Genomic DNA, 11,962 nt, shown 5'->3' with positions numbered 1-11,962 from the left:
TGGAACCCTAAGCAAGTCCCATTCTGTCACTCAGACAGGGCATTTCGCCTATCCCGCACCGACCGAGCGCATACGAATCGGTGGATCGAGGCTAAAGCGCTCTCCAGGCTGCCACGTATTGCCTGTAGGCCAGCAGAGGATCCTGGCGCCTTACTATCTGCACCGGAGGACGCCGCCTGCATGAATGTGTCGTATGCAGCTTTCTTGGTCTTCCACGTCTCAGTCGCCGAGTCGTACGCTGATTTGGCGGCGTCGTCTGAGGCGTAGGTTAAGCCTTCGTCCATAAGCCCACGCAGATTACCCATAGTCGTGATGTGGTCTGCTGCCGTTCCGGCATTGGGATCGGCAGCATATTCTTGGGCTTCGACCGCGATTGCATCCATCGCGCCGGAGTAGAAGGTCTTGGCAGCGTCGGGATCTGTTCCCAGCAGTGCAAATAGTCGGGACGAGCCCTCAAAATCGTTCTTGCCGTCCGAATGAATGACGTTGTCCGCGTGGAACCCTGTGGGACCGGCATCTGTCGGGCTTGCTGTCCAGATACGCGGGTTGTTGTCGCCCGCGAGTTCTGCAGCGTATGGCTTCATGCCTTCCGCAAGGGACTGAAGAAACTTCGGATTCACTTGCCCAACGGAGTCGTGATCGGCGCCGGGGATGTCCTTCAAAGACTCCCAACCCGTATGGCTGTGTGCGTACTGCGCGACCTGCTCCATGATTCCGCCAGTAAGCAGTGAATTGTAGACGTCGTTGGGGTCAGCAGGGTTGTCGACGAGAGCGTCGTCGGCGGTCGTGTTGACGAACGTTCCCGCAGCTGCCCCGTCATCTTTCCACTGCACGGTCATCAGATCGTGGATGAAATCCTGGCCGTGTTCGCCGCTGAATGCCTCATGTACCGCGATCTTGTCGCGGCCGACACCGGCCAGAATGTCCTCCACTCCTGCTCTGTCCGCACCGGACACTGCTGGCATGGCTCCGAGTCCTGGGGCTGAGCCATCGTGAGAGTCGCCCGCGGTCGCCCTCGGCGATTCCTGTTCGTCCCAGGCGATTGCGTCGGAGTATTTGCGCGCGACTTCGGTGAGCGAGCGGTCGAGCTCGCTGCCGGCCTGATATCGCGAATCGCCTGCCTGTACAAGTCGTCCGAGCGCGCTGTTCTCCTTGACGCCTCGCAGGTCGACCCCATTGGTCATTCGGGTCACCAGGTCCGGCCGAGACACCGAATCCTTGATCGTCTGAGGGAGCATCGCGAATCCGCCGTTGCCCGTCGAGCTGTGGACGTTCTCGTTCGAGATGACCTGCAGACCGTTGGCCAAACCGGCGCGCAGCGACTCGTCGCCTTGGCTACTTCCGAAGCTGTCGAACGCAGAGATGCCGCTCACCTCCCCGCTACCGACGTCGACAGCTCCAGTCGCCAGCTGCAGATACTTCATCTGCTCGGGCGACAGATCGATGCTCTCGCCTCGGTTCAGCTTCGCCAACTGTTCCGGCGTCAGCTGCGTCGCGCGTTGGAAACGTGCCCGTTGTTCACCTGTCGCCGTGCCGCTCAGGATCGCCTGCGCATCACCGGCTGCCTTGGACGGGTCGATCGTCGAACTGTTCTGGGCGATCGACTCAGGAGTGAGCGCACTGATCGAATCGAGGACATTGGCCACAGCGGTCGACGCCTGCTGCACGGTCGTGTCTGCGTACTCGGCGGCCTCCAGCAACCTGCTGCTCCACGAGTCGGCGAGCCCCTGGTCGAACTCGGCGCCGTCCGGCGCGTTCGCCTTCACGAAATCGACGGTGTATCCGGGGTCGCCGGTGCGCAGCATGTAGCCCTGGTCGGCCGCGTCTCCCTTGAGTCCTTTGAGGGCGTCCATGGCCCCGCGAATCTGTGGTGGCCAGTCCTCCAATGATGTGGCCAGATCCCCGAATTTGGCGCCGACATTCTTCAGCCACCGCGACTCGTTCTCGGCGCGGCCGTCCGCCGCGGTCCGGGAGAATCCCTTCCACTGGTTGGTGGTCAGGTTCAAGACTGGGTTGCCGATGAGCGGGGCTTCGGCGTCGATGCCCTCTTGGAGGCTGCGCACGGCTGCGGCGATTGACGACATGGTCTCCGGCCGCCACGCCGTCACCTGGTCATACGTGGGTGTCATCGCGGGCTCAGTCTTCGTTGTACGGGTCGTAGGCGCGTTGGCTGGGCAGGGCAACAGCCTGACGGATCATCGTCGAGTTGTTCTCGTCCATCTCTTTGGCCGTGCCCTTGAAGCCCATGATGAGTTCCGACCACCCCTGGACGTGATCGCCGGCATTGGCAAGGGCAGTCTGGACGGCCTGGTCACCCTGTGCTGCGGCGGCGCGCATCGGGTCAGATGCGCCCTCGAAAGCCCCGCTCAACTCGCCGAAGCTGGCCCCGAGCGTCAATCCACTGATGCGCTGGCCTGAACTGGCAATCGATTGTGCTGCGCCGGCCACCGCCGACGGATCGACAACGAAATCCGACATCCCGACTTGTACCCCCTCATGGTGTTCTTACCAGTTCGCTGGAATAGGCGCACAACCAGGCCGGATGCAACGTGCGTGGGCAGCCGGGGAAGGCAGGGCGCGATTCTTGGACGCATGAGAGGTTCGTTTGGTTCCATCGGCACGGCGGTTCTGTCTGAACAACGCAACACTGAACGCTCACCGACCGTAACAATCGGGAGCGTTTCGTCGGCGATCCCAGCCGAATGGGGCGTCGTGGTGTCGGTGCAGGCTGGCTGAACCGGCTGGGAGCCGGTGAACGAATGTGTCGGTCCGCATCTCTAGTTTGGTGAACAGCTCACTGCAGCGCAGGAGGGGTGCGTTGACGCCAGAATCAGAGGAGCCGCTGGGCGGTCCTGCGGACGGAGACGCCCAAGAGCTCGAGGAGATGCTTGACGCTGCGTGCGCCCACGCCGACCTCGATCACAACGAGCTGTACGCGATCCGACGTTGGCAGGGGATGGACCGGTTCTATGTACAGATTCAGCGCCGACTTCTTGATGGTCGGCACGAGGATGACGGTGATCGCGAGGAAGACAGCATCATTGATCTGCTCGATGGCCTGCTAGACCGGCTTCGGTTGCAGCGCGATGTGATCGTATGGCGCGGTATTCGGAACGCCCGGTCGATATTTGGCCGAGAATCCACGGACTTGGCGTCCTTGCTGGGGCGAACGGTACCGCGCGGCGGATTCATCGCAACGAGCACCACGCGGGTCGGTGGCATCGCGTTCACTGACCCCGGCATAGATCCGGTGGTACTGCGGCTACGGGTACGGGCAGGAACCGGCGCCATTTGGGTATCCAGGCTGGGTGACCCGCTCCTCGCCGGTCAGCGAGAACTACTACTCGGACCTGCAGCGATGTACATTGAGGCTATTGCCGCCGGTGGCGATGGCATTCTCGAGATCCATGTGAATGTGAGGTGAGCGCGATGGCCACGACCCCGAACGAGCGCGTCCTGGATGACTGTGCGCACACCAGGGTGGGCGATGTTCCACCGGTGCCGCAATCGGTCGGAGCTCTGTTCGCAGACCTGCGGCTGACACGAGCCGACGATGTCGATCGGCGGCGTGAGCTGCTCGACTGGTTGATTCAGCACGAGCCGTCCAAGCGCCTGATTCGAAGTCTGGAGCGCCGAGGGTATGCCGACCTCGTAGCAGAGGCTGCTGCGAAGCGCTGAAGTGTCGCAAGGGAACACAGCGCTGGTACCACAATCAGATGTCGTCGTTCTGCGTCCTTCGCATTGGGCGGTCTGCGCTCACCTCCTGATGGCCCGCCGCGCAATGTCGATGGCCGTGGGACTCACCTTGACGTCCATCGCCCACACGATCAAAACCGCGATGATCAAAGTGATGGCCGGCGCGGCGTATGCAAGCCGAGACGTTCCTCGGATGAGTGCCGCATAGGCGATGCCGGTGACGACAAGGGTCCCAAGGCGACAATCGGCAACCAGAAGAAGATAAGGCCGAACCCATTGTCCGAGTACAGCGGATCACATGCCGCCCCGACCCGTTGCTGCAGGGCTCCGACCGCCAGAGCTGCGCCGCCGGTCGTCTCCTCCTCAGCAAGCCCGCTCACGAGATCCGTGATCGCTGTCTTCGACGATTCGAAGACACGGACGCAATCATCATGCCTTCACACCGAGTTCCGTCGTCGTACGGCCGCTGTTCCCCGTGCCGGTGAGACGTTCGTGACCCCGAGCGGCCCCTCCCGAACTCAGCGCGTCGGCAGATGATCGACGCTAGAGTCATCTTGTTCACATCGACGGACCTCGCCTCCGGGCAGTTGCACGCGCCGGGTCGTTCGCATTCGAGTGATGGTGAGCCACCTCGGCGGCTCGACGGGTAGCAAGGAGTATGAGTTGACAGGCGAGTCTGAATCGATGGCGGGCTACAACACGCCGATCCCCAGCAGCATCATGACGCCGGACACGGTGTCGACGCGTATCGGCGAACTCCAGTTCGCCGACGGGGTACCCACTCCGGAGACAACGCAGACATTGTTCGACCATCTCGACTTCCTTCGCGGCGTGGAAGCGTTCCTCAACTGCATCCCCGCCGCCTCGCTAGAGGGGTTGCGCCGCGGGATGCTGCAACTCGGCATGGATGCGTGCCACAAGGGCGGCATCACCGACCGGCTCCTCGATTCGAATCCGCTGTTTCTGACCGGCAACTCCGATACGGTGTATGCCTTCGCGATGCTCGACCTGGAGCGTGACGGCGCGACCGTTGTCGAGGTGCCGCCCGGATGCGGCCCGGGCACCGTGGATGACGCCTGGTTTCGGTTCGTGGTGGACATGGGGATGCCCGGACCTGATCGGGGCGCCGGCGGCACCTATCTGATCGTCCCACCGGGTTACGACGGCGAGCGGCCGGATGGCTGGTTCGTCGCCGAATCCCCCAGCGCCGTGAATTTTCTGATTCTGCGCGGATTCCTGGTCGACGGTAAGCCCGACGCTGCGGTGGCCATGTTCACCGAGGGCGTCAAGGTGTATCCGCTCTCCGAGCGGAGCGATCCGCCCGCGATGGAGTGGACGTCGGCGTCCGGTGAAGAGATGAACACCGTGCACGCCAACGATTTCACGTTCTATGAGGAAGTCGCGCACGTCATCGCCAAGGAGCCGGTCGGCGTCATCGACGCCGAGACCCGCGGCCTACTGGCCTCGATCGGCATCACGAAAGAGGCGCCGTTCGCCCCCGACGAGCGCATGCGCAAGATCCTCACCGACGCGGTCGCGGTCGGCAACGGAACGGCGCGCGCCTTGGGATTCCGGCCTCGCGAAGACGGCTTCCAGATTTACCCGGATCGTCGCTGGCTCAACCCGTTCCCGGGCGGCGACCACCAGTTTCTCCGCGACCAAGGAGCCGGCGGCCGATTCTTGGACGGGCGAACCACATTCTTCTACTGCGCCACCGTCAACACGCCGTCGATGGCGCTCAAGATGGTGGGGAAGGGGTCGCAATACGCCTACGTGACCCTCGACGCCGACGGCGAACCGCTCGACGGCGCCAAGACCTACCGGATGCGTCTGCCGGCGGACGCTCCCGCGGCCGACTTCTGGTCGGTGACGGTCTACGACCCACAGACCAGATCCGAATTGCAGACCGGTCAGCCGTTGCCGGGCCGCAGTAGCAAACGTGATGCGCTGGTCTACAACGACGACGGCTCGGTCGACATCGTCTTCGGCCCCGACGAGCCGATCCAACTCGCGACGAACTGGGTCCAGACCGTTGCGGGCAAAGGCTGGTTCACGCTGCTGCGGCTCTACGGACCGCTGGAGGCCTGGTTCGACGGCACCTGGAAGCCGGGAGACATCGAGGCGGACTGAGCCGACCTGACCGGCTGATCGCCCGCCGCGGAATGTCGATGGCCGTGGGACTCAGGTCGGCGATCGCCTGGAGTGGCAGTTCGTCGTCTGGATCGGTGGTGGCGGCGAAGAACAACAGGAGCAGCGTGGCCTCGGTGGTGAACCGATCGATGCTGTCGGGTAGCAGCGAGGCGGCCAGGTAGTCGGCCGGTGCGTCAGGATGGTCGGTGATGCTCTTGGCGGGCATAGAGCGCTGAACTCTACCTCGGACATGAGCGATAGAGTTGTGCTCTGATTCAGGCAGGTGGGGGATCCGAGATCAGGCTACCGTGCCCAGCTGTCACCAAGGCTTTGTTCAACTTCAGGATCTGCTGTTTGGCCGAGTCCGCGGTCATGGCGACCCCGAGCTGCGTATGAAAAAGTCGCGGTTCCAGCGCGAGCAGGGCGGCCACTGTCAACGCCGCCACGGCCGCGCGCCATCCTGCCGGGAACAAAGCGGCGGCGGCGACGATAAAGGCGATCTGCGAGGTCTGCCAGACCGCATATGTTGTGACCAGAAGGCGGGTCGCGGGTCCGAGGCTTCGCTGGTGTTCTCGAGCGAGATGGAACGCGATGGCTGCGCCGAAGAGCAATTGGCCACCGAAAACGTAGACACTCGCGAAGGCCATCGTGGTTGCAGTCAACACAACGAAATTCGCCGCAAGCACCGCACGAAGAACCCGCAACCAACGAGCGCTATGCATCACAAGGTACTTCGGGTCGAGAGTAATCGCGCGTTTGAAGACGTCCATCTGGCTGCCTTGGCCATCGAGCCGAAGAAGCAGGTACACAGAGACCAGCGTCGAAACGGAGATGGGTAGAACCGTCGCGTACTGCCCGACGTGGTCTTCTCCTGGGCAACGGCTGAGAGCCGCCGATCGGTGCCGTCAACGATTTTGAGTTTCCCCGACTCCATGGCTGACTTCTAGCAGACGGGTCCGACACGAAGCCTGCGCCCAACGACCGTCTTGTCGTTACACAATGGAGGAAGCACCGCCCCGGCACCGACGAGAGGACCTCATGCCCGCCCCGACGATCTCGACCTTCCTGTCCGCCCTGTCCACCGGCGACCTCGAGGTCATCGACCTGACCACCCCGCTCAGCGCCGAGACGCCCGCGCTGCGGCTGCCGGAGCCGTTCGTCAACCTCATCGACTTCAGCCTCGAGGAGGTCAGCGCCTACAACGAGCCCGGTCCGTTCTGGCGGCACAACAACATCCACACTGGTGAGCACATCGGCACCCACCTCGACGCGCCGGTCCATTGGATCACCGGCCGCGACGGTGACGACGTCTCCCAGATCCCCGTGCAGCGACTGATCGGGCCGGCCGCGGTCATCGACCTCACCGCCAAGGTGGCCGACAACCCCGACTACCTGCTCACCATCGCCGACGTCGAGGAGTGGGAGACCGCCTACGGCCAACTCACCGCCGGCACATGGCTGCTGCTGCGCACCGGGTGGGAGACGCGCGGCGGGTCGCAGGAGGAGTTCCTCAACGCCGACGACACCGGCTCACACACCCCGGGTGTCGCCGTGGACTGCGCCGAATGGCTGGCCACCCAGCGCGACATCACCGGCCTCGGCGTGGAAACCGTCGGCGTGGACGCCGGTATGGCCGGCGGCTTCGACCCCGTCTTCCCGGTGCACTACTACTTCCTCGGCAACGACAAGTACGGGCTGACCTCGCTACGGAACCTCGGCGCGCTGCCGGCCACCGGCGCGATGCTGGTGGTGAGTCCGCTGCCCATCGTCGGCGGCACCGGCAGCCCGTCGCGGGTGCTGGCTGTGGTGGACAAGGCGGGTGCGTGAGCACCTACGGACCGACCGTCGCCGACGTCGTCGGCCGCGTGCTGGCCGACCTCGGTGCCGGCCACTGCTTCGGGGTGGTGGGCAGCGGCAACTTCGTGATGACCAACGCGCTGCGCGCCGGTGGGGTGCCGTTCACCGCTGCCCGCCACGAAGGTGGCGCGGCGACGATGGCCGACGCCTACTCCCGCATGTCGTCGCGCGTGGGAATCGTGTCGCTGCACCAGGGATGCGGGCTCACCAACGCGATGACCGGTATCACCGAGGCCGCCAAGAGTCGCACCCCGATGATCGTGCTGACCGCCGACAGCCCTGCCGCGGCCCTGCGGTCCAACTTCCGCATCGATCAGGATGCGTTGGTGCGCAGCGTCGGCGCTGTCAGCGAACGGGTGTACTCGGTGAACTCGGTGGTGGCCGATGTGGTGCGCGCGTACCGGACGGCTGTCACGCAACGTCGCACGGTGGTGCTGAATGTGGCCATCGACGTCGCTGCGATGCCGGCGGCGGTGGACGGGCCGATCTCGCCAAGATTCGAGCAGCCGCGGGTGCGGCCGGATGTTGGCGCGGTGCGTGACCTGGTGGGTTTGATCGAGGCGTCGCAGCGGCCGGTGTTCGTGGCCGGTCGGGGCGCGCGTAACGCGGGTCCGGTGATCGCGGCGCTGGCTGCGACCACCGGCGCGTTGGTGGCGACGTCGGCGGTGGCCAACGGACTGTTCGTCGGTGACCCGTTCGATCTCGGTATCTCCGGCGGCTTTTCGTCGCCGACGACCGCCGAGCTGATCTCCGACGCCGACCTCATCATCGGCTGGGGATGCGCACTGAATCAATGGACGATGCGCCACGGCAAGCTGATCGGCGCCGACACCCGGGTGGTGCAGGTCGACGACGACGTGGACGCGATCGGCGCGCACCGCCCGGTCGAGCTCGGTGTGGTCGGCGACTGCGGGCTGACCGCCGCTGACGTGCTCGACGAGATCCGGCGTGTCGGCGCGGCTCCGGTGCCGCGTTACCGGACCGATGACGTCCGCTCGCGCATCGCCGAATCGTCACGCTGGCAGGATGTTCCGGTCGACGACATCTCCACCGCCGACCGCATCGATCCGCGCGCGTTGACCATCGCGCTCGACGAGATCCTGCCCGCCGATCGGGTGCTGGCGATCGACTCCGGCAACTTCATGGGCTACCCGTCCACCCACCTGTCGGTGCCGGATGAGAACGGCTTCTGCTTCACCCAGGCCTACCAATCCATCGGCCTCGGCCTGTACACCGCGATCGGAGCCGCACTCGCCCAACCGAATCGGCTACCCGTTCTCGGTACCGGCGACGGCGGCTTCCTGATGAGCATCGCTGAACTCGACACCGCAGTCCGCCTCGGCCTGCCGCTGGTGGTCATCGTCTACAACGACTCCGCGTACGGCGCCGAGGTGCATCACTTCACCGACGGCGACCACGACACGGTCACCTTCCCGGACACCGATATCGCCTCCATCGCTCGCGGATTCGGGGCGGAGGGTGTCACGGTGCGCAGTGTCGACGATCTGGATGCGGTGCGCGCGTGGGTTGACGGCCACCGGGAAGCGGGTTCGGCGCGGCCGCTCGTCATCGATGCGAAGATCGCCGACGACGGGGGGTCGTGGTGGCTGGCGGAAGCGTTCGCGGGGCACTGAGCGATGTGTTGACGCTGTCGGCGTTACCGTTCTGCAAGGCGCTGATTCAATCCTGCCGACCACTCGGCGACAGCTCGCGCCGCCTCCTGGACCCGCCGATCACGCTCGGCTTGCCGGTTCGCCCAGAACGTCGGCGACTGCCCGAGTAAGTCACCCAGCCGACGCGACAGACCCGGCGTGATGCGCTCGCGGCCCGCCATGACGTTGGCGAGCCGATCCGCGGACACTCCGATCTGGGCAGCGGCATCGTCGATCGTCAGCCCGGCATCGACCAATACATCACGCAACTGCCCGCCGGGGGGAACGATCGCTGGGTATTCCGACACGGCAGCACAGTAGCTCGCCGGGGGCTCCGGCAGCGAGCGATTTTGGGTCGTTCACAGCTGGAGTCACGGGAGCCGCCACATCGACATCAATTCGTCGGCGAGCTGGGCTGAGTGGCAGTCACGGCCCCTGCGCGCGGACCGGCGCCAATGGCAGTACGGACGATATGTGTGATCAGTCGTTACCGCACTGCCTCCGGCGAAGGGGTGGCGTAGCCGAACCGCCTGGCACAATCATCCCCACCCGACGAAGGAGGCGATCATGGCAGAGCACCGGATCTTCACCACGAGCTTCGCCAGCATCTACCCGCACTATGTGGCCAAGGCCGAACGCAAGGACCACACGAAGGCGGAGGTCGACCAGGTGATCACCTGGCTCACCGGCTATGACGATGCCGGCTTGGAGAAGGTGATCGCCGACGAAACCGACTTGAAGACCTTCTTCGCCGAAGCGCCTGACTTCAACCCGAACGCCGAACTCATCACCGGCGTCATCTGCGGGCATCGCGTCGAGGAGATCGAGGACCCGCTGATGCAGAAGATCCGGTACATGGACAAGCTCGTCGACGAGGTCGCCAAGGGGAAGAAGATGACGTCGATTCTGCGGGGGAGTGCGTAGGTCTCTGGCCGTGCGAGTGGGTTACTGGTACTTGAACCGCGAGGGCGAAGGCGGGGCTGTCCCTTGCTGTCGTGGTTGGTGACAGTGGCTGCCCCGAGGTCCCCGAGCTGGAAACAAATACCTGAGAGGGGGCCTACCTCGTTCCTGCAACACGAGCTGATGCGACCCTGACTGCCGTTGTGCCGCGCGACCGCGCGCTGTGGGCGACTGCGCGCAGTCGGGGAGGAGATGGGGTCGTGGACCCTGTGATCGCCCTGTGGGATCTGCACCGGGTAGGTGGCCCGGACATCGGTCAGGCAGTGGCTTGACTCCGCGCCGCGATCGAGGCGAGAGATCTGAAACGACGGAATCGCGTGGAGCCACCCTCAGGGCCCTGTCTGCGCCCAGTTGTCAGGGCTACCTGGACTTGGACGACGTCGTGAAGATCGCGGCGTCCAGCGGAATCTCATAGCGAGCTCCTTGCGCTTGGTTATCGTGCCCAGCAGGGCAACAGCTATCAACGCCGATTGAAGACAGGTGAGATTCTCTCGGTCGACCTTCTCACCGAATCAGATTCACAGGACGGCTGTTGTGTTCAGCAGCAGAGCATTCGATTGCGCTCCCGGCTTGCGAATGGCGCTGGCCAAGGATTCCATTCTGATCGACGTGCAGGTGGCGCTGTACGCAGCGGTGAATTCGGTGGTGGCGCAACACTGAACTGCGGTTCGGTGGGCAACTCCGGGAAGTTGGGGTGGCCGAGAAACGACAACGGGCGCCCCTGCTGGGGCGCCCGTTGTCGAAATCTGCGGCTACTGCTGGAGCGAGACCTCAACACCCCCAGAGAACATGGAGTCGTGAAGTTCGATCGAGGCCGGAACAGCGCCCTGCGGCATGTCGTAGACCACCTTGACGTCTACGGCGTTGCCCGGGTTGATGTTGTCCCAGACCGGCACATCTGAGCCACCCAAGGCAATCTGAGCTGTCGTATCCGGTTCGAACGTGCGACCTTCTGTGTCCTTGAGTTTCTGTGAACTTGGGTCAAAGGACTGTGGCTCATCGCTGATGTTCTTGACCGACATCGACACGATGACGAACTGTCCCTGTGCCTGCTCGCGAAGGAACTCGTTCTCGCCTACCTCAGCGAGACCACCCTCGACGTTGGACACCACGAACTCGAACTTACCGTCGCGCACAGGGGTGTTCAGGCCAGCGCTGGACTCGCCGTCGTTGTCATCGCCAGATGCGGAATTCGCATTCTCACTCGAGCTGCCGGTGTCACCAGAGTCGCTGCTGCCGCCCTGGCCGACAGCGACGATGATGATCAAAAGGACGACCAGCACTCCCAGAATCCACGGCCACTTCCGCTTCTTCTTTGGGGCCGGTCCGGGAGCGGGCTGGCCGGGGTACTGTGGTTGTCCCTGCCATCCGCCGGGCTGCTGGCTGTACTGCTGGCCGTTGCCGGGGGGCGGATAGTAGGGCTGTTGCTGGCCGGGCTGCGAGGGATCGCCGCCCGAGGGTGGGTACTGATTTGTCATGTAAGAGAAAGTCCTTCCCGAGACGCTACCGAGAGACCGCGCGCTCGGTAACCAACGTGCGACGCACCATGTGCGTTGCTCGTTGGGTTTAATCTGAGCCGTCCTGGGTCTGGTGGAGACCGTGATCTCACCAGGAGAATGTCGGTATGGCTGCACCACGCAAGTTCGATCAGGAGACTCGTGAGCGGG

The 11,962-nt window shown here is 64.1% G+C and carries 12 protein-coding genes; 7 read left to right on the top strand and 5 right to left on the bottom strand.

What is annotated here, in order from left to right:
- Positions 1-26: 26 nt before the first annotated feature.
- Both ACIGKQ_RS24790 and ACIGKQ_RS24785 read right to left on the bottom strand, forming a co-directional pair.
- A complete protein-coding gene (locus ACIGKQ_RS24790) occupies positions 27-2,129 on the bottom strand; it encodes a hypothetical protein (protein ID WP_396575151.1) in 2,103 nt (700 codons plus the stop codon).
- Between the two features lie 7 nt (positions 2,130-2,136).
- Positions 2,137-2,478, bottom strand: a complete 342-nt coding sequence (locus ACIGKQ_RS24785; protein ID WP_396575150.1) for a hypothetical protein — start codon at positions 2,476-2,478, stop codon at positions 2,137-2,139.
- Between the two features lie 307 nt (positions 2,479-2,785).
- On the opposite strand from ACIGKQ_RS24785, the gene ACIGKQ_RS24780 reads away from it, so the two are divergent.
- From ACIGKQ_RS24780 to ACIGKQ_RS24770, 3 genes are all read left to right on the top strand, one after another.
- Positions 2,786-3,424: an ADP-ribosyltransferase gene (locus ACIGKQ_RS24780; protein ID WP_396575149.1), complete on the top strand. Its 639-nt coding sequence runs from the start codon at positions 2,786-2,788 to the stop codon at positions 3,422-3,424.
- 5 nt (positions 3,425-3,429) lie between these two features.
- Positions 3,430-3,678, top strand: coding sequence for a hypothetical protein (locus ACIGKQ_RS24775; protein ID WP_396575148.1), 249 nt, complete (start codon positions 3,430-3,432; stop codon positions 3,676-3,678).
- Between the two features lie 681 nt (positions 3,679-4,359).
- Complete coding sequence (locus ACIGKQ_RS24770; RefSeq protein WP_396575147.1) at positions 4,360-5,826, top strand: DUF1254 domain-containing protein; 1,467 nt, start codon at positions 4,360-4,362, stop codon at positions 5,824-5,826.
- 275 nt (positions 5,827-6,101) lie between these two features.
- Here ACIGKQ_RS24770 and ACIGKQ_RS24765 read toward each other — a convergent pair whose 3' ends face one another.
- A complete protein-coding gene (locus ACIGKQ_RS24765; protein ID WP_396575146.1) occupies positions 6,102-6,635 on the bottom strand; it encodes a hypothetical protein in 534 nt (177 codons plus the stop codon).
- Positions 6,636-6,864: 229 nt separating this feature from the next.
- Here ACIGKQ_RS24765 and ACIGKQ_RS24760 point away from each other — a divergent pair, with 229 nt between their 5' ends.
- Entirely contained in the window at positions 6,865-7,653 is a 789-nt protein-coding gene (locus ACIGKQ_RS24760) for a cyclase family protein (protein WP_396575145.1), read from the top strand.
- Positions 7,650-9,317, top strand: coding sequence for a thiamine pyrophosphate-binding protein (locus tag ACIGKQ_RS24755; RefSeq protein WP_396575144.1), 1,668 nt, complete (start codon positions 7,650-7,652; stop codon positions 9,315-9,317). The genes ACIGKQ_RS24760 and ACIGKQ_RS24755 overlap by 4 nt, the downstream gene beginning before the upstream one ends.
- 23 nt (positions 9,318-9,340) lie before the next feature.
- Here the strand turns inward: ACIGKQ_RS24755 and ACIGKQ_RS24750 are convergent, their stop codons facing one another.
- Positions 9,341-9,643, bottom strand: coding sequence for a transcriptional regulator (locus ACIGKQ_RS24750; RefSeq protein ID WP_396575143.1), 303 nt, complete (start codon positions 9,641-9,643; stop codon positions 9,341-9,343).
- Positions 9,644-9,902: 259 nt separating this feature from the next.
- Between ACIGKQ_RS24750 and ACIGKQ_RS24745 the strand changes: the two genes are divergently transcribed.
- On the top strand, positions 9,903-10,259 hold the full coding sequence (locus ACIGKQ_RS24745; protein ID WP_396575142.1) for a DUF2200 domain-containing protein: 357 nt from the start codon (positions 9,903-9,905) through the stop codon (positions 10,257-10,259).
- 570 nt (positions 10,260-10,829) lie between these two features.
- Positions 10,830-10,955, top strand: coding sequence for a hypothetical protein (locus ACIGKQ_RS24740; RefSeq protein ID WP_396575141.1), 126 nt, complete (start codon positions 10,830-10,832; stop codon positions 10,953-10,955).
- Positions 10,956-11,047: 92 nt separating this feature from the next.
- Here the strand turns inward: ACIGKQ_RS24740 and ACIGKQ_RS24735 are convergent, their stop codons facing one another.
- Positions 11,048-11,578, bottom strand: a complete 531-nt coding sequence (locus ACIGKQ_RS24735; RefSeq protein WP_396575140.1) for a DUF4352 domain-containing protein — start codon at positions 11,576-11,578, stop codon at positions 11,048-11,050.
- Between the last annotated feature and the right edge of the window lie 384 nt (positions 11,579-11,962).

It is taken from the genome of Gordonia sp. NPDC062954 (assembly GCF_044543825.1).
Classification (GTDB): Bacteria; Actinomycetota; Actinomycetes; order Mycobacteriales; family Mycobacteriaceae; genus Gordonia; species Gordonia tangerina.
This window is presented reverse-complemented; position numbering and strand designations above follow the sequence as displayed.